At 64.8% G+C, this 19,318-nt stretch carries 18 protein-coding genes; 10 read left to right on the top strand and 8 right to left on the bottom strand.

Going from position 1 to position 19,318, the window contains the following annotated elements:
- Positions 1-113: 113 nt before the first annotated feature.
- Complete coding sequence (locus LJD17_RS06220; protein WP_227383285.1) at positions 114-1,355, bottom strand: glycosyltransferase family protein; 1,242 nt, start codon at positions 1,353-1,355, stop codon at positions 114-116.
- Positions 1,356-1,492: 137 nt separating this feature from the next.
- Here LJD17_RS06220 and LJD17_RS06215 point away from each other — a divergent pair, with 137 nt between their 5' ends.
- The 3 genes from LJD17_RS06215 to LJD17_RS06205 all read left to right on the top strand — a co-directional run bounded on the left by LJD17_RS06215 (position 1,493) and on the right by LJD17_RS06205 (position 5,928).
- Positions 1,493-4,252, top strand: coding sequence for an ABC transporter transmembrane domain-containing protein (locus LJD17_RS06215; RefSeq protein ID WP_227383284.1), 2,760 nt, complete (start codon positions 1,493-1,495; stop codon positions 4,250-4,252).
- Positions 4,249-4,695 carry a Crp/Fnr family transcriptional regulator gene (locus LJD17_RS06210; protein ID WP_227383283.1) on the top strand — a complete coding sequence of 149 codons (447 nt, stop codon included), beginning with the start codon at positions 4,249-4,251 and terminating at the stop codon, positions 4,693-4,695. Before LJD17_RS06215 ends, LJD17_RS06210 begins: the two co-directional genes overlap by 4 nt.
- 156 nt (positions 4,696-4,851) lie before the next feature.
- Entirely contained in the window at positions 4,852-5,928 is a 1,077-nt protein-coding gene (locus tag LJD17_RS06205) for a transglycosylase SLT domain-containing protein (RefSeq protein ID WP_227383282.1), read from the top strand.
- Here LJD17_RS06205 and LJD17_RS06200 read toward each other — a convergent pair.
- Positions 5,918-6,487 (bottom strand): Lrp/AsnC family transcriptional regulator, encoded by a 570-nt coding sequence (locus LJD17_RS06200; protein ID WP_227383281.1) that lies wholly within the window; start codon positions 6,485-6,487, stop codon positions 5,918-5,920. The genes LJD17_RS06205 and LJD17_RS06200 overlap by 11 nt on opposite strands.
- A 69-nt stretch (positions 6,488-6,556) precedes the next feature.
- On the opposite strand from LJD17_RS06200, the gene LJD17_RS06195 reads away from it, so the two are divergent.
- Positions 6,557-7,798, top strand: coding sequence for an MFS transporter (locus LJD17_RS06195; protein ID WP_227383280.1), 1,242 nt, complete (start codon positions 6,557-6,559; stop codon positions 7,796-7,798).
- Here LJD17_RS06195 and LJD17_RS06190 read toward each other — a convergent pair.
- Together LJD17_RS06190 and LJD17_RS06185 are read right to left on the bottom strand one after the other, a co-directional pair.
- Entirely contained in the window at positions 7,785-8,021 is a 237-nt protein-coding gene (locus tag LJD17_RS06190) for an Lrp/AsnC ligand binding domain-containing protein (protein WP_227383279.1), read from the bottom strand. The genes LJD17_RS06195 and LJD17_RS06190 overlap by 14 nt on opposite strands.
- 92 nt (positions 8,022-8,113) lie before the next feature.
- Positions 8,114-9,421, bottom strand: coding sequence for a UDP-glucose dehydrogenase family protein (locus LJD17_RS06185; protein ID WP_227383278.1), 1,308 nt, complete (start codon positions 9,419-9,421; stop codon positions 8,114-8,116).
- Between the two features lie 173 nt (positions 9,422-9,594).
- Here LJD17_RS06185 and LJD17_RS06180 point away from each other — a divergent pair, with 173 nt between their 5' ends.
- Positions 9,595-10,602: an asparaginase gene (locus tag LJD17_RS06180; protein ID WP_227383277.1), complete on the top strand. Its 1,008-nt coding sequence runs from the start codon at positions 9,595-9,597 to the stop codon at positions 10,600-10,602.
- Positions 10,603-10,608: 6 nt separating this feature from the next.
- Here the strand turns inward: LJD17_RS06180 and meaB are convergent, their stop codons facing one another.
- A complete protein-coding gene (meaB, locus tag LJD17_RS06175; protein WP_227383276.1) occupies positions 10,609-11,595 on the bottom strand; it encodes a methylmalonyl Co-A mutase-associated GTPase MeaB in 987 nt (328 codons plus the stop codon).
- Between the two features lie 70 nt (positions 11,596-11,665).
- Positions 11,666-12,451 carry a DUF3750 domain-containing protein gene (locus tag LJD17_RS06170; protein WP_227383275.1) on the bottom strand — a complete coding sequence of 262 codons (786 nt, stop codon included), beginning with the start codon at positions 12,449-12,451 and terminating at the stop codon, positions 11,666-11,668.
- A 139-nt stretch (positions 12,452-12,590) separates the two neighbouring features.
- Between LJD17_RS06170 and LJD17_RS06165 the strand changes: the two genes are divergently transcribed.
- Positions 12,591-13,571, top strand: a complete 981-nt coding sequence (locus LJD17_RS06165; RefSeq protein WP_227383274.1) for an alpha/beta hydrolase — start codon at positions 12,591-12,593, stop codon at positions 13,569-13,571.
- 100 nt (positions 13,572-13,671) lie between these two features.
- Entirely contained in the window at positions 13,672-14,298 is a 627-nt protein-coding gene (locus tag LJD17_RS06160; RefSeq protein WP_227383273.1) for a LysE family translocator, read from the top strand.
- Between the two features lie 31 nt (positions 14,299-14,329).
- On the opposite strand, the gene LJD17_RS06155 is transcribed toward LJD17_RS06160, so the two are convergent.
- Positions 14,330-15,187, bottom strand: a complete 858-nt coding sequence (locus LJD17_RS06155; protein WP_227383272.1) for a helix-turn-helix transcriptional regulator — start codon at positions 15,185-15,187, stop codon at positions 14,330-14,332.
- 68 nt (positions 15,188-15,255) lie between these two features.
- Here LJD17_RS06155 and LJD17_RS06150 point away from each other — a divergent pair, with 68 nt between their 5' ends.
- Both LJD17_RS06150 and LJD17_RS06145 read left to right on the top strand, forming a co-directional pair.
- Positions 15,256-15,726 (top strand): VOC family protein, encoded by a 471-nt coding sequence (locus LJD17_RS06150; protein WP_227383271.1) that lies wholly within the window; start codon positions 15,256-15,258, stop codon positions 15,724-15,726.
- A gap of 127 nt (positions 15,727-15,853) precedes the next feature.
- The gene (locus LJD17_RS06145; protein ID WP_227383270.1) at positions 15,854-16,840 is read left to right on the top strand and encodes a Bug family tripartite tricarboxylate transporter substrate binding protein; all 987 of its coding nucleotides are present in this window, start codon (positions 15,854-15,856) and stop codon (positions 16,838-16,840) included.
- A 21-nt stretch (positions 16,841-16,861) separates the two neighbouring features.
- Here the strand turns inward: LJD17_RS06145 and scpA are convergent, their stop codons facing one another.
- Positions 16,862-19,030 (bottom strand): methylmalonyl-CoA mutase, encoded by a 2,169-nt coding sequence (scpA, locus tag LJD17_RS06140; RefSeq protein ID WP_227383269.1) that lies wholly within the window; start codon positions 19,028-19,030, stop codon positions 16,862-16,864.
- Here scpA and LJD17_RS06135 point away from each other — a divergent pair.
- Positions 18,939-19,280: a hypothetical protein gene (locus LJD17_RS06135; protein ID WP_227383683.1), complete on the top strand. Its 342-nt coding sequence runs from the start codon at positions 18,939-18,941 to the stop codon at positions 19,278-19,280. The genes scpA and LJD17_RS06135 overlap by 92 nt on opposite strands.
- The last annotated feature ends 38 nt before the right edge of the window (positions 19,281-19,318 follow it).

Genomic DNA, 19,318 nt, shown 5'->3' with positions numbered 1-19,318 from the left:
GGCGGCTGAGGAAAAGCCCGCCGGAGCCTTAAGGCCCCGCAGCAGACGGTCAAGTCCTCAAGAAACAGGCAGGATGGCCGAGGCAGATCGGCTCGCGGTGAACGCGCGGGGGATTACTCGGCCGCTTGCCGGGTCGCCGGGGGCTCCTGCGAGGCGATCAGGGCTTTCAACCGCTCCTGAACCCGGTCCAGCCCATCGAGAAGTCCCGGAATGACGACCTCGGACGGACGCGGCTGGCCCGCAAGGCCCTTGAGGGCCCTCGCCATGCGGGCGGGGGTGCGCGGCGCTCCATAATCGCTCAGCATGCTCACGAGGCCGAGCCGTTCCGCCGCGACCGCCCGGATGTGCTGCTCCAGGCGCGGCCGGGTCCGGGGAACGATCAGGGCGCGCTTGTCGAAGGACAGGATCTCGCAGAACGTGTTGTACCCGCCCATGGCCACGATGGCGGCGGCCTTCTGCATCAGGTGCTCGATCTTGGTGTCGAACGAGATCGCATCGAGCTTGGGATGGCGGGCGATACGCTCCATGAAGGAGCGGCGCATGTCCCGGTTCACGAACGGGCCGAACACGATCAGGGACGGCATGTCGATCGTCTCGTCCTGCTCATAGGCCGAAATGACCCAGTCGATCAGGTCGTCACCGTCGCCGCCACCGCCCGTGGTGACGAGGATGAACGGCTGCTTGGTGATCTTGGGATAGCGGGTCAGGGACGGGGTCGGCGGCACTTCCCGGCGCAGATATCCCGTATAGGTGATCCGCCGCTCCACCGAGGGGGGCAGGCCGAGAGCCGCCAGGGGGCGATAAACGTCTTCCAGGCCATAGACCCAAATCTCGTCATAGGAGCGGGACAGGACGTCCTTCGCGCCCTTGCGCTCCCATTCGGGCACCAGGAGGGCCGGCTCGTCCATGACGTCGCGGATGCCGAGGACGCGGCGGCAGCCCTGGTTTCCGAGATATTCGAGCGCCGGGACCACTTCGCCGCGGAAGCCGGCGGGCTCCTTGTCCACGATGAAAACGTCGGGCCGGAAGGACCGGGCGGCCTGCAGGATCAGATCCTGGCGCAGGCCGACGGCCTCATCCAGGTCCACGTTGAGGTTGAGGCTGCGGTAGTCGCCGTCGGGAAGCTTGGTGACGCCGGGAATGCGGATGTAGTCGACGCCGCTTCCGAACTCGAAATTGCCGATCACCGGCGAGCCGGAGATGATCACGATGGAGCAATCGGCCCGTTCCTGGGCGATGGCGTTGGCAATGGCCCGAGATCGGCGGAGATGGCCCAGCCCGAACGTGTCGTGACTATAGATCAGGACCCGGGTGCCGCTGGGGCGCCCCGATGGAGGCTGCAATGGGTGGTCCATCTTCAAGTCCGTCAGAAGGGTTGCTGTTTGGGCACTCAACCCGGTGATTGCCCGGCGAACGTTAAGACACCGCCCTCTTGCGTTGCAAGAGCCCCTGGATAACAAGCTAAGGCAGCCCCTCGCAAAGGGAAAGAGGGATGGTCTGCCGGACCGGAGATGGTATCGTCGGCGCGATGGAAAAGAGCCTGTTCCGATATATCTGGACACATTCGAAACGCGATCAGCTGATCGTGTGCGCCGTCGTGCTCGCTTCCCAGCCGTTTTATTTCGCCTCTCTCGACCTGCCCCGCCAGATCGTCAACCAGGCCATTCAGGGCGAGGCCTTCCGGGAAGGGCAGGCCACGGCCCCCTTCCTCAAGCTCGATCTTCACCTGCCGAACTGGCTGGGTGGCCAATCTTTCCACATCTTTGATGGCTTCGAACTGGGCCGGATCGGCCTTCTGCTCGGGTTGTCGTGCCTGTTTCTGTTCTTCGTCATCATCAACGGCGCGTTCAAGTACTGGATCAATGTCGCGAAGGGCATCCTCGGCGAACGGATGCTGCGGCGCATGCGCTTCGATCTATTCTCCATGGTGCTCCGGTTCACGCCGGAGGCCTTACGGACGGTCAAGTCGTCGGAGACCGCGACGATCATCAAGGATGAGGTGGAGCCTGTCGGCGGCTTCATCGGGGATGCCTTCATCACGCCGATCTTCCTCGGCACCCAGGCGCTGACGGCGCTGTTCTTCATCATCGTCCAGAATCTCTGGCTCGGTCTGATGGCCATCGCGGTGGTGGGGGTCCAGTTCACGATCATTCCCTACCTGCGCCGGGAATTGCTGCGGCTGGGCAAGCAGCGCCAGCTCGCATCCCGCGAACTCGCCGGGCGCATCGGCGAGGTTCTCGACGGGATCGAGGCGGTCCACGTCCACAACGCCTATGGCTGGGAGAAGGCGGAGATCGGCCATCGCCTGTTCCGGCTCTTCGACCTGCGGGTCAAAATCTACAATCGGAAATTCATCGTCAAATTTCTCAACAACTTTCTCTCGCAGCTGACCCCGTTCTTCTTCTATGCGGTCGGCGGCTATTTCGCGATCCGCGGGACGCTGGACATCGGCCAGCTCGTTGCGGTGATCGGGGCCTATCGGGAATTGCCGCCGCCCTTGAAGGAGCTGATCGACTGGGATCAGCAGCGCCTCGACGTGCAGGTCAAATACGATCAGGTGACCGAGCACTTCGCGGAAGAGCGTTTGCTGCCCTTCGTGTCGGCCCGCGAGGAGAGGGTTCAGGACGAGCCCCTGATCGGTCCGCTGCATGCGGAGGAATTGCGGGTCAGCGACGCCCATGGGGGCATGATCCTCGACAATGCCTCCTTCGCCATCACACTTCCGGCGAAGGTCGCCGTCATCTCCAGCGGGGGCGCCGCAGCCAGCATCATGGCGCGCATCCTGGCGAGGCGGATGCACGGATACAGCGGACAGATCCGGATCGGCGAGCGCGACCTCCAGCAGATTCCGCCCGCCGTGATCGGACAGCGGCTGGCTTACGCGGGAATCGACCCGATCCTCTTTCCGGGCACGATCCGCGACAATCTCATCTACGGGCTGCGCCGCAAGCCGTCCGATGGCGTTGCGCCCGCCGATTCCCGGGAGGAGATGCGCCGCATCACCGAGGCGAAAAGGACCGGGAACCCCGTCGAGAACATCGCGGATCAGTGGATCGACTACGGACGGATCGGGGCCCGTGACGCGGACGATCTCGACCGGATCCTGGTAAATCTCCTCAACAAGCTCGGCATGGGCGGGGAGATCTATCTCTTCGGTCTCGCCGGATGGCTCGATCCGGACGAGGAGCCCGAACTGGCCGAGCGCATCGTCGAGGCGCGCCACCGGCTGCGCGAGACGTTTCAGGCCGAGGGAATGGCCGGCCTCGTCGACCCGTTCGACCCGGAGGGCTACAACGAGCAGACCACGGTCGCCGAGAACCTGCTCTTCGGCGTGCCGAAATCCGACGAGTTCAAAGGACGGAACCTAGCCTACAACCCGGATTTCCGGGATGCGATCGAGCGGGCCGGGCTGAGCGACGATCTGGTCCATATGGGCCTCCAGATCGCCGAGACGATGACCGAGATCTTCGAAGGCCTTCCGCCGGGGCACTCGCTTTTCGAGCAGTTCTCGTTCATCGGTGCCGAGGAGCTGACCGACTTCGAGGCGATCCTTCGCAAGCACGCCCGTTCCGACACCTCACTTTCGAAGGAGGAGCGGGCGAAGCTCCTGTCCTTGCCGCTGGCCTATATCGAGCCGCGTCACCGTCTTGGCCTCCTCGACAATTCCCTGAAGCTGCTTCTCGTTCACGCGCGGCGCCTCGTTCGCGAGATGCTTCAGAGCGCGGATGCGGACGCGGTCGAATTCTACGATCCGGAGAGAATTTGCGCCGCTGCGCCGCTGCGGGACAACCTGCTGTTCGGGCGCATCAGCTACCGGGTCGCCAACGCACAGGCGCGGGTCGCCGAGGCCGTGTCGGCCGTCGTGCGCGACATGGGCCTGTTGGAGGATATCGAGCGGATCGGCCTCGATCACCAGGTCGGCACCGCGGGCAGGCTTCTCACGCCGCAGGAGCGTGCTTGCGTCAATCTCGCCCGCTGCCTCGTCAAAAGCCCGGACATTCTCATCCTCGACGGCGCACTTTCGCCGTTCGACGAGATCCGGGCTCAGAAGATGACCGAGGTGCTGTTTGAACTGTCCGAAGGGCGATCGCTGTTCATGGTGCTCCCCAATGATCGACAGGCCGGGCCCTTCGATGTTCTGATGCGTTTCAAGAATGCCCAGATCTTAACGGAAGAACGGAGCGGTTCGGCGCGGGATGCCGAAAAACCGGTTCCCGACACCGCCCAACCCATAGCAGGAGAGGTTGCATGACCCTTGAGGCCGAGGTTCAATCACTGCGCCAGGTGCCGATGTTCCGGGACATCGACCCAGCCCGATTGAAGCTTCTCGCCTTTACCAGCGAGCGCGTTCAATTCGCTGGTGGGCAACGGTTCTTTTCCCAAGGCGATGCGGCCGACGCCGCCTACGTGATCCTTGACGGACGAGCCCAGGTTCTTCTCGATACGCCCCACGGTGAAATCCGGGTGGCGGAAATGGGCGAGAACGCCCTGGTGGGTGAAATGGGGATCCTGTCCGATACCCCGCGCTCCGCCACGATCATGGCGGCCGTTCCAACCACTGCCCTGCGGATCGACAAACGGGTTTTCCTCGAGCTCCTGGCGCAGTTCCCCCAAATGGCCCTGGCGGTGATGCGGGAACTGGCGAAGCGGCTTGAGCAGACGAACGCGCAGCTTGTGGCGCAATCCACGTCCTGAGGGGGGTTAAAACCCTTCGTTAACAAATAAATCCCAGGAAATTCACACTCTTACGGCTAAGCTGACCGATTATCGACACATCTCCCGGCCAACCCTTGTCCCAGAATGACACAAGGGAAGGTCCTACCGTCCGGTAGGGCCGTGCGGGAAAAAAATATGCCGACCGATGTGAGAACGCCGCAAGGCGCTGCTCCGCATTCCGTCCGGAATGCGTCTCAAGCATATAAGCGACAGGGCCGTCGCTCGTTCCATGCCCTCCTGGCCGCCGGTCTGTTCGCCGGGATTCAGATCCTCTCCGCGGGTCCTGCGGCCGTTGCGACGCTGCCGAGCGCTGTCATGGCGAGGCCGTTCCCCTCCATGGAATCGCCCCTGGTCCAGGCCGCCGCTTTCTCGCCGCAATTGGGCACGGTTCCAGGCCTGTTCCGCTCGATTCTCGAAGAAGCGTTTCCGAGCATGCGATCGGCGCCGAGCGAGGCCGAAGCCGCCGTCGAGCGCGGCAATCCGGACGAGATGATCCCGTTCAGCGGCCGGAGCGCGCCGCGCTGGCTCGTGCATTCGATCCTCAAGGCCGCACGGGTCACCGGGGTCGACCCGGTCTACATGATGACGCTGGCCGACGTGGAATCGAGCCTTTCTCCCGAAGCCAAGGCTCCGACCTCCTCGGCCGAGGGCCTGTTCCAGTTCATCGACCGCACCTGGCTCGAGACGGTCTACGCCCATGCGGCCGATTACGGCTTCGCCGCCGCCGCGAAGGCCATCCGCATCGTCGACGGCGAGCCGGTCGTCGACGAGAAGGACAAGGGGTGGATCCTCAGCCTACGCTGCGATCCTTATTTCTCGGGCCTCATGGCCGGGGAACTGATCAAGGATGTGGAGCAGGCGCTCCAGGCGCAGGGAGAGCGTGAGCTAGCGGAGGCCGAGCTCTATCTCGCGCATTTCCTCGGTGCGAGCAGCGCCGTCCGCTTCCTCGAGACCCTCGACAAGGATCCCAACACGAAGGCCGCCAAGCTCTTCCCCGCCGCCGCGAAGGCGAATGCGGGATTGTTCATGGATGGGCGAGGGCGCAAGCGCCGCGCCGTCAGCGTTGCGGAACTCTACAACCGCATCGATTCCAAGATCGTTCGGCGCATGGACCGCTATGAGGATATCGGCCCGCTTCTCGCCGAAATCTCTCCTCCGCAGCAGCAGCGGACGGTCGAGCGGACCTTCGAGGCCAACGCGCTCACTCAGTGAGACCAGCGGAGGCGGCGCTCTCCTGAGCCGGCATCGGCACGGTTACGGGATCGCGGCCATCGAGACCGATAGCGGCGGCCGTGCCGCGCTCAAGGTGGGTTCGCAGGGCGATATAGCTGCGCGTCCCTCGAACACCCGGCACCGCATAGATATGGGCGAGAAGATCCTCCAGCGCAGCCGGACCGGCCGTGCGGACCTTCAGGATCAAGCAGGTATCCCCCGTCACCGCATGGATTTCCTCAACCTCCGGCAGCTCCGCGAGGCGCATCATGGCCGGCGTTTTGCCCCACCCTTGCGTATCGACGTGCACGATGGCCAAAAGAGGCTTGCCGACGAGGTCGGGGTCGAGCACCGCAACGGTGCGACGGATCACGCCGGTTTCCTTCAGACGCTTCACCCGTTCATGGACTGCGGGCGGGGACAGGTTCATGCGCCGGCCGAGCTCCGCATAGGACAGAGTCGCGTCCTCTGCCAGGAAACCTAACAGCTTTCGGTCAACGGCGTCGACTCCAACCGATGCCGTGCTACGGCGGCGAATGCCATTCGTATTTCGATCCATGCCACAAAACTCGCTTTCGTGCCGAAGCATATTAGGGAAAAGTGAGATTTAGTCTAATTGGATAAAGTGATGCGCTCATCTCCAACCCCCGCCTTGGCTTGGTTCCTCATGCTCGGCGTTGCCGTTGTCGGCTCCAATTCCCTAGCCTTGAGCCCGATCCTCGGCGATGTTGCGAATGACCTTCAAGCGACGCCTGTTGCCGTCGCGCGGGCGAATGCGGCCTATGGCGGAGCCACGGCTGTTTCGGCCCTTGCGCTCGGACGCTATGTCGACAGGATCGGGGCCGAGCGGGCCTTGGCGCTCGGACTTCTGGTTCTGGCCGCGGCCATGGTGGGCAGTGCGGCCGCAACTCACTGGATCTGGCTCGCGCTGAGCCAGGGGTTGGCCGGAGCCGCCGGCGGAATCGTTCTGCCGGCGTCGTATGCTCTTGCCACCGCCATTGCGCCCCCAGGGCGCGGTGCCGAAACCTTGGGACGGGTTCTGACCGGCTGGTCCTTGTCCCTGGTCGCGGGTGTGCCACTCTCGGCTGCGATCGCCAGTGCGCTTTCATGGCGCGCCAGCTATTTGGTTCTGGCCGTATTGCTGGTCCTGGCGGCCATTCCGTTGGCCCGGATTGCGTCAGGCCGGAAAAGCGATGCTTCCACCGGGTCTCTGAGCGATGCGCTACGCCGCCCCGGCGTCGTCCCACTCCTTGCCGTCTGTCTTCTTTTCATGACGGCCTTCTATGGGGTGTATGCCTATATCGGCGACCATGCGCGCAGACTTCTCGGCCTCTCCGCTACGGAAGCAGGCTTCATCGTCTTGGCGTACGGAGCGGGCTTCGGCTTTGCCACGTTTGGAGATCGCTTCGTCGACCGGTTCGGAGCGGCTCGTCTTTTTCCATTGGTCCTGACGATCGTCGCTGCGACTTATGTGGCCCTCATTCCGGGTGTTGCGGATTTTCGCAGCGTCATGGTTCTTGCGGCTCTGTGGGGATTTGCGAACCATTTCGGCCTCAACATCCTGGTGCTGCAACTATCCCGCAGCGCGCCGGATGCCCGCGTAGCCGTTCTGGCGCTCAACAGTGCGATTTCCTATGCCGGCGCATTGGTGGGTGCCGCACTCTTCGGCCTGTTCTACGATCGTTATGGATTTTCGATGGTGACCGGCGCGGCAGCCCTATGTTCCGGAGCGGCCGCCCTGATTGCTCTCATGCATGCCCTGCGCTCAGGTGCAATGGGTCGGATCAGCGTAGCGGCAGGGACAGAACTGAAGGGTGCAGGCGGAAAAGACACCTGCTCACCGGCAGAACGGTCTCTTAGAACGCCTTGAACGTGATGATCGTGTGCGTATCGGCAATGTCGGAAATGGATTGGACGTTCTTGGCGATGAAGTGTCCGATGTCCACATCGTCGTCCACGTGGAATTTGGCCAGGATGTCGTAGTTTCCGGCCGTCGAATAAATCTCCGATGCGATTTCCCGGTCGGCGAGCTGGCTCGCCACCTCGTAGGTCTTCCCGAGTTTGCATTTGATCTCGACGAAGAAGGTTTGCATCGGGTGCTCCGAAGGGGAATGAGAAAGGTTTGCGCCGTTTTCGTCATATGGCACGGGACGGCGCCCGCGTGAACCTCGAACAGCGCTCGATCCTAGGACGGCCGCCCGATGGACGAGTAGGTGAAGCCGTTCTGGGTCATGTCGTCGGGACGGTAGATGTTGCGCAGGTCCACCACCACCGGGCTCTTCATCACCTGCTTCAGCCGTCCGAGGTCCAGCGCCCGGAACATGTCCCACTCCGTCACGATCACCAGCGCAGAGGCTCCCGCCGCGCAGTCGTAAGGGTCGTGCGCATAATGCACGTCCCCCAGAACCGCCCGGGCCGCCGCCATCCCCTCCGGATCGTAGGCGCGCACCCGTGCCCCGGCATCCTGCAGGGTCCGGATCACGTCGATCGAGGGCGCTTCGCGCATGTCGTCGGTATTGGGCTTGAACGTCAGTCCCAGCACCGCCACGGTCTCTCCCCGCACACTCCCGCCGCAGGCGGCGATCACCTTGCGGCCCATCGCCCGCTTGCGCTGGTCGTTGACCGCCGCCACCGTTTCCACGATCCGCACGGGGGCCTCGTAATCCTGCGCCGTCTTGATCAGAGCCAGCGTGTCCTTCGGGAAGCACGAGCCGCCATAGCCCGGTCCCGCATGCAGGAACTTGGCGCCGATGCGGTTGTCCAGCCCGATCCCCCGCGCCACGTCCTGCACGTTGGCGCCGACCTGTTCGCACAGGTTGGCAATCTCGTTGATGAAGGTGATCTTGGTGGCCAGGAACGCGTTGGCCGCATATTTGGTCAACTCGGCGGTGCGCCGGGAGGTGACGATCAGCGGCGCCTGGTTGAGATAGAGCGGGCGATAAAGCTCGGTCATCACCTTGACGGCCTGCTCGTCCTCGGTGCCGATCACGATCCGGTCGGGGCGCTTGAAGTCGGCGATGGCGGCGCCTTCACGCAGGAATTCCGGGTTGGACACCACCGCGAAGGCAGCCTCGGGCCGGGTTTCGCGGATGATGCGCTCGACCTCGTCGCCGGTCCCGACGGGAACGGTGGATTTCGTCACCACCACGGTATAGCCGGAAATCGCCATGGCGATCTCGCGGGCGGCCTGATGGACATAGGACAGGTCCGCATGACCGTCGCCGCGGCGGGAAGGCGTGCCGACGGCGATGAAGACAGCCTCGGCCCGGGCGACGGCCTCGGGCAGGGCGGTGGTGAAGGTCAGGCGGCCTTCGCGGACGTTCTTGGCGACGAGTTCGGCGAGGCCCGGCTCGAAGATGGGGATTTCGCCGCGATTGAGGGCGTCGATCTTGGCCGGATCCTTGTCGACACAGCAGACCGCATGCCCGAAATCGGCGAAGCAGGCCCCTGACACAAGCCCAACATACCCAGAGCCTATCATCGCTACGTGCATAAGGATGTCCCATCCATGTCCGCCGCCTCGTTCAAGGGGCGAGAGGCTTGTACGGGTCGAGGGGCTTGGCTGCAAGCGCGTTGAGCGGTGCGCAAAAGTGTTTCGAAACAAGGATTCCTTTGACATCCGCGCCGCTCACGGACAAAACACCGCCGTTCAAAACGGGGCCATTCATGGACAATCCTTTTCTCGTCGAGGTTTCACGCGGTCATATTGTCGAATCGCGACACAGGGGCAGCGTGGCGGTCGTCGACGCGGAGGGCGGGACCGTCCTGACCCTGGGCGACGTGGAGCGGCGCGTGTTTCCGCGTTCCGCCGTCAAGGCTCTCCAGGCCCTTCCCCTCGTGGAAAGCGGTATCGCGGACAAGTACGGGCTGACGGACGAGGAGATCGCGCTCGCCTGCGCATCCCATTCCGGGGAGCCCGACCATGCGCGGGTTGCCGCCTCCATGCTCGCCAAGGCCGGGCAGAACGAGACATGCCTGGAATGTGGCGTCCATTGGCCCATGCGGGACGAGGCCGCGCGGGCTCTCGCCGCGTCGGGGGAACAGCCGACCCAGCTCCATAACAATTGTTCAGGCAAGCATGCCGGGTTCATCTGCCTGGCCTGCGGCCTCGGCGACGACCCGAAGGGCTATGTCAAGGCGCAGCATCACGTCCAGCAGACCGTGCGCAGCGCCCTTGAGGACCTTACGGGAGCATCCCATACGGAGGATGTGAGCGGCATCGACGGCTGCTCCATCCCGACCTATGCGATTCCGCTGCCGGCGCTCGCCTTCGGGTTTGCCAAATTCGGTGCCGGCGTGGGCATCTCCCCCGGCTGCAAGTCGGCCTCGGACCGGATCCGCAAGGCCGTGGCTCGCCATCCTTTCATGGTCGCGGGAACGGGCCGCTTCGACACGAAGCTGATGGAGGCCCTGGGAGAACGGGCCTTTGTGAAGGCCGGTGCGGAAGGCGTTTACTGCGCGGCCTTTCCCGAACTCGGCTACGGCATCGCCCTGAAGGCGGACGATGGCGGCGCGCGTGCCGCCGAGGCCATGATGGCAGCCCTCGTTCTGCGGTTCCTGAAGCTCGACGACAACGAGCGCGGCGTCGTCGAGGATCTGGCTCAGCCGGTTCTGAAGAACTGGAACGGGCTCGAGGTCGGCCGCATCCGCGTCACGCGGGATCTCGCGGCCTGAGAACCGTCACAGGCCCAGCAACCCGACGATCTCGTCGGCTCCGGCCGTCGGCGAAAGCTGGCCCGAGGCGATGTGCTTCTCGATTTCCGGCACCCGGCGCCTCAGGGCCGGGTCATGATGCAGGCGGTCGTAAAGGCGCTCGTGGACGAGGGCCCACATCCATTTCGCGTCCTGAGCCCGGCGCTTGGCGGACAGTTCGCCGGTTGCTTCCAGGCGCTTGCGGTGCTCGATCACCTTTGTCCACAGGTCGTCGAGGCCCTGTCCGGTGAGGCCGGACACCGTCAGGACCGGCGGGGTCCATGCTGCGGAGGCCGGGGTGAGGATGTGAAGCGCCGCGCGATACTCGGCGGCCGCCGCCTTGGCCCGGGCATCCGCGTCATCGGCCTTGTTGACCGCGATCATGTCGGCGAGTTCGAGAATGCCCTTCTTGATCCCCTGCAGTTCGTCGCCGGCGCCGGGCAGCATGAGCACGAGGAAGAAATCGGTCAGGTCCGCCACCGCCGTCTCCGATTGGCCGACGCCCACGGTCTCCACGAGGATCACGTCGAAGCCCGCCGCCTCGCACAGCAGCATCGTCTCGCGCGTCTTGGCCGCGACGCCTCCGAGGGTGCCGGAGGAAGGGGAGGGCCGGATGAAGGCATTCGGATCCGCCGCGAGCCGCGCCATGCGCGTCTTGTCCCCCAGGATGGCGCCGCCCGTGCGGGTGGAACTCGGATCGACCGCCAGCACCGCCACCTTGTGGCCCTGTTCCGTGAGGCGATGGCCGAGGGTGTCGATGGTGGTGGATTTGCCGACGCCCGGGACGCCCGTAATGCCGACCCGGACGGCGCCGCCGGTGCGCGGCATCAGGGCCTGCAGCAGGTCCCGCGCCGCGGCCCGGTGATCGGCGCGGCGCGATTCCATCAGCGTAATGGCGCGCGCGAGCGCGGCGCGATCGCCGCGCGCGACGGCCTCGGCGGTGACATGGCTCTTGCGTGGTGTGCCCCCGGTCATGGGAGAGGCTTAGAGCATTTTCGGGAAAAGGGGGACAGGGATTTGCCGGCGCGTTGTGGACCGCGATGCGCTAGACGATCGGATCCATGCCGATCCGCCCCCAACCGGGGAGCTTGATGGCCGGACGCCGCAGGTCGAGCCCGGCGACGAGGCCGAGCAGGTCCACCTCGATTCCCTCGACCCAGCCCACCGAGAGCCCCGCATATCCGCCGAGGGAAATCTGGAAGCCCGTGCGGCTCGGCGTGAGCCCGACAATGTCGCGGAACGGCTGCCAATCCTTGCCGAGGGCCGTCGGAGGCATCGCGGCGCTCAATTCGGGAACCGAGCGCATCACATGGGCCACGAAGGTGTTGGAGTTCGGCCCCGGCCAGGCGTTGTAGTCGCCCGCGCGGCTATAGGGATAGCTGGCGACCGCCTGCCGGATCTGCGGGATCAGCCGAGCGGCCGCCTCGCCCTCGAGATAAACGATCGGCTGCGGCGGATTGCCGAACCAGCGTCCATCGGCGACCCAGCCGTTGGTGCGCACGGGGCTGCCCCATCCGACCTTGTCGAAGCGGGTATAGCGGGAGGCCCCTTCCTCCTTCACGACGACCCAGCTGTGGTGCGCAAAAATTCCGCGCCAGCGTCCGACGCGGGCCGCATAGATCGCCACGATGGCCTGAGGCGCCGCGGCGGGCTGGGGCAGCAGCTTCGCGCTCGACCAATCGGCGTCGCGCCAGGTCGGCGCCACGTCGTCGCGCATCACCCACCACAGGGCATGGGCGCCGAGGGGAAAGAAGAACAGGCCGAGGATGAGAAGGAGGACGCGGGCGAGCAGTATCATTGTTGCGAAGATAAGCGCCGGGCCCGGTGCCATCAAGGCGTTCTCGAAGGCCGGACGTTCACCAATGGTTTACCATGGCGGCGAAGTTTCGGGGGCAGGCCCGGCGGCTGCCTTGCCCTCGCCATCATCCGCGGCAAAACAGCGGCCCGGATTCCTTGTTCGCTACGGTTTCATGTTCCCACGAATCGCCCGCTTATCCGCTCTCGGCTTCGTCGCGTTGATCCTTTCGGGCTGCCTCGGCGGCGAAACGGTCGTGACAGGCGCGCCAACCGCGCCGCGCCCTGGACTCGCGGCGGATCCGCGCCTGCTCGTCGCGACCACACGGCTTCCGGTGGGCGATCCGATCCAGAAGCCGTGGTTCAGCAGCGAACGCTCCCCGGACCTCATCTTCGCGGAGGCGCGGTTGACGCCCCCGAGCCGCTCGCTGATCGGCCGGGGCGGATGGAGCATCGCATCCGTCGACAACGTGACGCGCAACAACGCGGCGGACGCCTTTGCCCAGGCGGCCCTCGGACGCGATCTTCTCCTCTACATCCATGGTTATCGCGAAAGCTTCGATACGGCCGCCACATCCACGATTCAGCTCTCCGAGGGAATCCGGTTTTCGGGCGTGACGGGCCTCTTCACCTGGCCGTCCGCGGGATCGACCTTCAGCTACGTGGCCGACCGCGAGGCCGCCATGTGGTCACGCGATTCCCTGGAAGATCTGCTGGCGGCGATCGCCAAGACGCCGAGCGGCGGGCGCATCCATATCGTGGCCCACAGCATGGGGACATTGCTGACCCTGGAGGCGCTGCGCATGCTGCGCACCGACGGCGGCGCCAGCGCCATGGAGCGCATCGGGGCAATCGTCATGGCGGCCCCCGACATCGACATCGACCTCTTCGCCCGCGGCCTCGAACGCCTGGGTCCCGATGCGAAGAAGATCACGGTCATCAGCTCCACCAACGACCGGGCTCTCGCCGTGTCCGGACGCCTGGCGGGCGGCATCGTCCGTGCCGGCGCGGCCGACCGCGAACGGCTGGAGGCGCTCGGCGTGCGCGTCGCCGACGCCTCGGAATTCGGCAGCGGGATCATCAACCACGACCTGTTCCTCTCGAACAAGGAAGTGGAGCAGGTGATCAAGCGCGCCATCGAGCGCCAAAGGATGTAGCCGGAGCGCTGCCTCTCGGGGCCGCCGGTAAGCGAGCGATATCCCCCTCGACAGGTCGCCCGAGCTGTGGCTTGCTGCTCTCCTGTCGTGGGATCCCGCTATGAATCTCGAAAACTGGCTCGCCTTTGCGGCTGCATCTGCCATCCTCCTGGTGATTCCAGGACCGACGATCCTGCTCGTCGTCTCCTATGCGCTGGGTCAGGGCTGGCGTACGGCGCTGCCCATGGCGGTCGGCGTGGCGCTGGGAGACTTTACGGCGATGACCGTTTCTCTCCTCGGGCTGGGAGCCCTTCTTGCCGCCTCGGCGACCGTGTTCACCGCGCTTAAATGGGCCGGGGCCGCCTATCTCGTCTGGCTCGGCGTCAAGCTCTGGCGCGCGGGCGGAGCGCTCGACGCGAAGCCCCGGACGGATGCGGCCTCGTCCATGAAAATGCTGAGCCATGCCTGGCTCGTCACCGCGCTCAACCCCAAAGGCATCACGTTCTTCGTCGCGTTCCTGCCGCAGTTCATCGACCCGAGGACGGCGCTGTTCCCGCAGATCGGTATCTTCGCCTCGACGTTCTTGGTGCTGGCCTTCGCCAATGCCTTCACCTACGCGCTGATTGCATCGCGGGCGCGAAAGGCCGTGCGCAATCCACGCGCCATGGGCATCGTCAACAAGATCGGCGGAGGCCTGTTGATCGGCGCGGGAATTGCAACCGTGACCCTTCGCGCCGCGCAATCCTGAGGACGCTGATCCCAGGAAGGGGAGCGCGCATCTAGGATCGGTTCACGCCGGTTTCGGTGGCATCACCCGCAACCGGCTGCGCGTAAATCGTGACGCTGATATCCTCTCCCGATCCCTCCGGGCGCACCGAGGCAAAGCCCAGCGCGATCGCCCCATGGCGCGGATGCCGGAGCCGTTTCACACGGATCTCCGGCCCGCCAACGGCGCCTTCCGCCCACAGGCGGGCGAAGGTCGAGGAATTGCTGCTGAGGGTGTCGATCAGTTGCTGGACGGCTCGGCGGGGAGCCTGCGCGGCCGCGATCCGGAATTGGGCCACGGACGCGGCGGCAATGTCATCCCAGTCGACGAACAGGCTTCGCCATCCCGCATCGAGGAACAGGAGGCGCATCAGGTTTCTTTCCTCCGCGGGCACGGCGGAGAAGTCTCCCAGCAGCGCGCAGGCCGCCTCGTTCCAGGCGATGATGTTCCACAGGCCGTTGAGCGCGTAGGCGGGCTGCGGATCGAGGCCGCGGATCCAAGTTGCGAGGGAGGCGGGCGCGCTTTCCGTCACGGCCATCTCGCGCCACTGGGGATCGCTGAGGAGGCGCAGGTGCCGACGCTCGGCATCATTCAGAAGCAGCGCTTTCGCAAGGCGTTCCACAAGGTCCACGGAGGCCTGGATCTCCCGTGCCTGCTCGAGCCACGTGTACCAGGTGAGGCTGACGCCGGCCCGCTGGGCGACTTCCTCCCGAAGCAGTCCCTTGACCCGCCGGCGGGGCGAGCGAGGAAAGCCCATATCCTCCGGCGACAGCAGCGCTCGCTTGCGCTTGAGAAACGCCGCCAGCTCGCGGCGGCGATCATAGGATTGATCGGCCTCGGTCGCGGAAACTGGTACTGCCGATACTAGCATGACAAGGCTCCTGTTCCGCCCATGGTCCATGCGGCACATCTGGGTTCTTTCTTGAACCGGAGACAACCATGATGTCGAGACGTGATCTTCTGGCAAGCGCTACTGCCGCCGCGACCCTTGCGGGAAGCAATGTGCCGTCGGCGGCAGACAACCATCCGCTCAGCGCGATCCGGCAGATCGACTACACGGTCATTTATGCGCGCGACATGAAAGCCATGCGCGACTTTTATCAGAACGTGATGCGCTTCAAGGTCTCGCGGGAACTGTCGGCCGACTGGATCGAATACCGGATCGGCGGGACCGTGCTGGCCCTTGCGCATCCTCACGTCACCAAAGCCGATCCCGCCGTTCCGCGCGGAGCGGCGGCGCTGCAGCTGGCCTTCGAGGTCGAACGGCGGAACGTGGACGCCTGCGCGGATGCATTGCGCGGCGCGGGCGTCACGCCGGTGTCTCCGCCGACGGATCAGCCCTGGGGCCATCGCACGCTCTTCTTCCGCGATCCCGACGGGAATCTGCTGGAGATCTTCGCTCAGATCTGAGATCGCCGGGGCCTCGTCACGGACGTGACGGGACGGTGCTCTCCGCTGGCCGGTCCGGCCGGGACGCTTGCCGCGAAGGGGTTCGAGACTAGGTTCCTCTCCAACAAGAGAGAATTTGGAGGAAACCATGAGAAGAACCCGCCGCGACATCCTGGCCGGCCTGACGGCGGTCTGCGCCGCCTCGTCCCTCACGCCGTGGGCCGCACGGGCGCAGACGGCCTATCCCACCCGGCCGGTCCGCGTGGTCGTTCCCTACGCGGCGGGTGGCGGAACGGATTTCTTCGCGCGTCTCGTCTTCGCGGAGATCGGCAAGCAGCTGGGGCAGCAATTCGTCATCGAGAACAAGGCCGGTGCGGGCACCAATCTGGGAGCGGACGCCGTCGCCCACGCGGAGCCTGACGGCTACACCCTGCTTCTTGGCGATTCCGCCACCTTCGCCACCAATCGGTCCCTCTACAGCAAGCTGTCCTTCGATCCCTACAAGGACTTCAGTCCGATTTCCCTCAGCGGGCGCTTTGCCCTCGTGCTCTTGGTGAACACCGACAAATTGAAGGTGAATTCCGTTCAGGAGCTCATTGCCGCCGCGAAGCAAACTCCGGGCGCGATCAACTACGGCACCCCGGGGCTCGGAAGTCCCTTCCATCTGGCAACCGAGCTGCTTGCGCAAGGAGCGGGCATCAAGCTGACCCACGTTCCCTACCGGGGCGCGGCTCCCGCCGTTCAGGACCTCGTCGCCGGCAACATCAGCATGATGTTCATCGACTACGCGACCGCGCGCTCGCAGCTCTCCGGGCCGATCAAGGCGATTGCCGTTGCATCACCCGGCCCGTTCCCCGGGCTTCCGGGCGTGCCTCCCGTTGCGGCCGATTTTCCGGGCTTCGAAGCCTGGGCCTGGCAGGGGATCGTGGCCCCCGCCAAGACACCGGCCGACATCATCGACAAGCTCAACGAAACGTATCGTCGGGCCGTGGGGCAGGCGGCGATCCGCGACAAGCTCGTGGCCGCCGGCATCGACGTTCTCCAGAGCACCCCCGCCGAAATGGCCGCTTACATGCAAAGCGAGGGCGCGAAGTGGGAGAAGGTCATCAAGACCGCCGGAATCAAGCTCGAATAGGAAGATCCGTGGATTGTTGGCCTACTCCGCCGCCTGCTTCGGCCCATAGCCGAGGCGGCGGTTCAGTTCGCCGATGAGGTTCACGGCGGCATCGGCGATCACCGTTCCGGGCGGGAAGATCGCGGAGGCGCCGGCCGCGTGGAGCGCATCGAAGTCTTGGGGCGGGATCACGCCGCCGACAACGATCATGATGTCGTCGCGGCCGTATTTCGCGAGTTCGGCTTTCAATTCCGGCACAAGGGTCAGGTGCCCGGCCGCGAGGGACGAGACACCGATGATATGGACGTCGTTCTCCACGGCCTGACGCGCCGCCTCGGACGGCGTGGCGAAGAGCGGCCCGATGTCGACGTCGAAACCGAGATCCGCGAACGCGGAGGCGATCACCTTCTGGCCGCGGTCGTGCCCGTCCTGACCCATTTTCGCGACGAGGATGCGGGGACGCCGTCCGTCGTTGTCCTCGAAGTCCTCCACGAGCTGGCGCACCTTTTCCAGCACCGGCGATTCCATTCCGACCTCCCGCTTGTAGACGCCGGAGATCGCCTTGATCTCGGCCCGGTGACGACCCCAGACCTTTTCCAACGCGTCGGAAATCTCGCCGACGGTCGCCTTGGCCCGCGCCGCCTTCACGGCGAGATCGAGCAGGTTGCCTTCGCCCGATGCGGCGCCTTTCGACAGGGCCGAGAGCGCGGCTTCCACATCGGCCGCGCTGCGCTCCGCCTTCAGGCGCCGAAGTTTTTCGATCTGGCGGGCCCGCACGGCGGCGTTGTCGACCTTGAGAATCTCGATGACAGCTTCGTCCGTCGGGCGGACCGCGTTGACGCCGACGATCACCTGGTGGCCGGAATCGATCCGGGCCTGGGTCCGGGCGGCGGCTTCCTCGATCTTGAGCTTCGGAATGCCGGCTTCGATGGCCTTCGCCATTCCGCCGAGGCTTTCCACCTCCTGAATGTGCCCCCAGGCCTTTTCCGCCAGCTCCTTCGTCAGGCGTTCCACATAGAAGGAGCCGCCCCAGGGATCGATGATCCGGGTCGTCCCGCTTTCCTGCTGCAGGAACAGCTGGGTGTTGCGGGCGATGCGCGCGGAGAAGTCGGTGGGCAGGGCCAGCGCCTCGTCTAGGGCGTTGGTGTGCAGCGACTGGGTGTGTCCCTGCGTTGCTGCCATCGCCTCGATGCAGGTGCGCGCCACGTTGTTGAACACGTCCTGCGCGGTCAACGACCAGCCGGAGGTCTGCGAGTGGGTGCGCAAGGGGAGGGATTTTTCATTCTGCGGATTGAACTGCTTCACGAGCTTTGCCCAAAGCAGGCGCCCGGCGCGCATCTTGGCGACTTCCATGAAGAAGTTCATGCCCACGGCCCAGAAGAACGAGAGGCGCGGCGCGAACTGGTCGATGGTCAGGCCCGCGGCCAGGCCCGCGCGAATGTACTCGACGCCGTCCGCCAGGGTATAGGCGAGTTCCAGATCCTGCGTCGCTCCGGCTTCCTGCATGTGGTAGCCGGAGATGGAGATGGAGTTGAATTTCGGCATGTTCGCCGACGTGTAGGCGAAGATGTCCGAGATGATGCGCATCGACCCCTTGGGCGGGTAGATGTAGGTGTTGCGCACCATGAATTCCTTCAGGATATCGTTCTGGATCGTGCCCGACAGCTTTGACGCGGGCACTCCCTGTTCCTCCGCCGCGACGATGTAGAGCGCCAGAACGGGGAGAACGGCGCCGTTCATCGTCATCGACACGCTCATCTGGTCGAGCGGGATGCCGGCGAACAGGGTCCGCATGTCGTAGATCGAGTCGATGGCGACGCCCGCCATCCCCACGTCTCCGGCGACGCGCGGATGGTCCGAGTCATAGCCGCGATGGGTGGCAAGATCGAAGGCGACGGACAGCCCCTTCTGGCCCGCCGCGAGATTGCGCCGGTAGAAGGCGTTGGAATCCTCGGCCGTCGAGAAGCCCGCATATTGGCGCACGGTCCAGGGCTGGTTCACGTACATGGTCGGGTAGGGGCCCCGCAGGTAAGGCGCGATGCCCGGATAGGTATCGAGAAAGTCGATTCCGGCCCGATCGGCCTGCCCGTAGACGCCCTTCACCGAAATCCCCTCGGGAGTGAGCCAGGGCTCCTCCGATCTCGGCCTCAGCGATGACGGCAGGGGCGCGGATGCCCAGGAGACGCTCGAAAAGTCCGGAATGCGGGTCATGATCTCGTGCAACGGTGAAGGGTCCCAGGGCAAAGAACAGGATTTGATTTTAGTACCGCGGTCCATGTCGGGCCACCCCTTAAAATGGATCACCTCCCTCAAGGCGTCCGGCTTGGGCGCCGCAAATGAACGCTTCTTTGCCCTCCGGGTTGAAATCTCCCTCTTTGATGAAATTTTGTATCGTGAAACTGCCGTGCCTTCGCGTCGGCCCGAGTACGGGATCGGTTGTCCGATCTGCGTCGGCTTCTGAGCGATACCCAAATTTATCTTATGGCTCGTCCGATTTAA

The organism is Microvirga rosea (assembly GCF_020595095.1).
Lineage (GTDB): Bacteria > Pseudomonadota > Alphaproteobacteria > Rhizobiales > Beijerinckiaceae > Microvirga > Microvirga rosea.
Note: the sequence above shows the minus strand (reverse complement) of the source record. Positions and strands in the feature narration are given on the sequence as shown.

Bases quoted from the DNA above. Each gene is read 5' to 3' on its own strand.
- LJD17_RS06195 (WP_227383280.1), top strand. From the start codon at position 6,557: ATGCGCTCATCTCCAACCCCCGCCTTGGCTTGGTTCCTCATGCTCGGC.
- meaB (WP_227383276.1), bottom strand. From the start codon at position 11,595: ATGACCGGGGGCACACCACGCAAGAGCCATGTCACCGCCGAGGCCGTC.
- LJD17_RS06145 (WP_227383270.1), top strand. From the start codon at position 15,854: ATGAGAAGAACCCGCCGCGACATCCTGGCCGGCCTGACGGCGGTCTGC.
- LJD17_RS06155 (WP_227383272.1), bottom strand. From the start codon at position 15,187: ATGCTAGTATCGGCAGTACCAGTTTCCGCGACCGAGGCCGATCAATCC.
- LJD17_RS06170 (WP_227383275.1), bottom strand. From the start codon at position 12,451: ATGGCACCGGGCCCGGCGCTTATCTTCGCAACAATGATACTGCTCGCC.
- LJD17_RS06165 (WP_227383274.1), top strand. From the start codon at position 12,591: ATGTTCCCACGAATCGCCCGCTTATCCGCTCTCGGCTTCGTCGCGTTG.
- LJD17_RS06150 (WP_227383271.1), top strand. From the start codon at position 15,256: ATGATGTCGAGACGTGATCTTCTGGCAAGCGCTACTGCCGCCGCGACC.
- LJD17_RS06160 (WP_227383273.1), top strand. From the start codon at position 13,672: ATGAATCTCGAAAACTGGCTCGCCTTTGCGGCTGCATCTGCCATCCTC.
- LJD17_RS06210 (WP_227383283.1), top strand. From the start codon at position 4,249: ATGACCCTTGAGGCCGAGGTTCAATCACTGCGCCAGGTGCCGATGTTC.
- LJD17_RS06200 (WP_227383281.1), bottom strand. From the start codon at position 6,487: ATGGATCGAAATACGAATGGCATTCGCCGCCGTAGCACGGCATCGGTT.
- LJD17_RS06220 (WP_227383285.1), bottom strand. From the start codon at position 1,355: ATGGACCACCCATTGCAGCCTCCATCGGGGCGCCCCAGCGGCACCCGG.
- LJD17_RS06205 (WP_227383282.1), top strand. From the start codon at position 4,852: ATGCCGACCGATGTGAGAACGCCGCAAGGCGCTGCTCCGCATTCCGTC.
- LJD17_RS06180 (WP_227383277.1), top strand. From the start codon at position 9,595: ATGGACAATCCTTTTCTCGTCGAGGTTTCACGCGGTCATATTGTCGAA.
- LJD17_RS06190 (WP_227383279.1), bottom strand. From the start codon at position 8,021: ATGCAAACCTTCTTCGTCGAGATCAAATGCAAACTCGGGAAGACCTAC.
- LJD17_RS06185 (WP_227383278.1), bottom strand. From the start codon at position 9,421: ATGCACGTAGCGATGATAGGCTCTGGGTATGTTGGGCTTGTGTCAGGG.
- LJD17_RS06215 (WP_227383284.1), top strand. From the start codon at position 1,493: ATGGTCTGCCGGACCGGAGATGGTATCGTCGGCGCGATGGAAAAGAGC.
- scpA (WP_227383269.1), bottom strand. From the start codon at position 19,030: ATGACCCGCATTCCGGACTTTTCGAGCGTCTCCTGGGCATCCGCGCCC.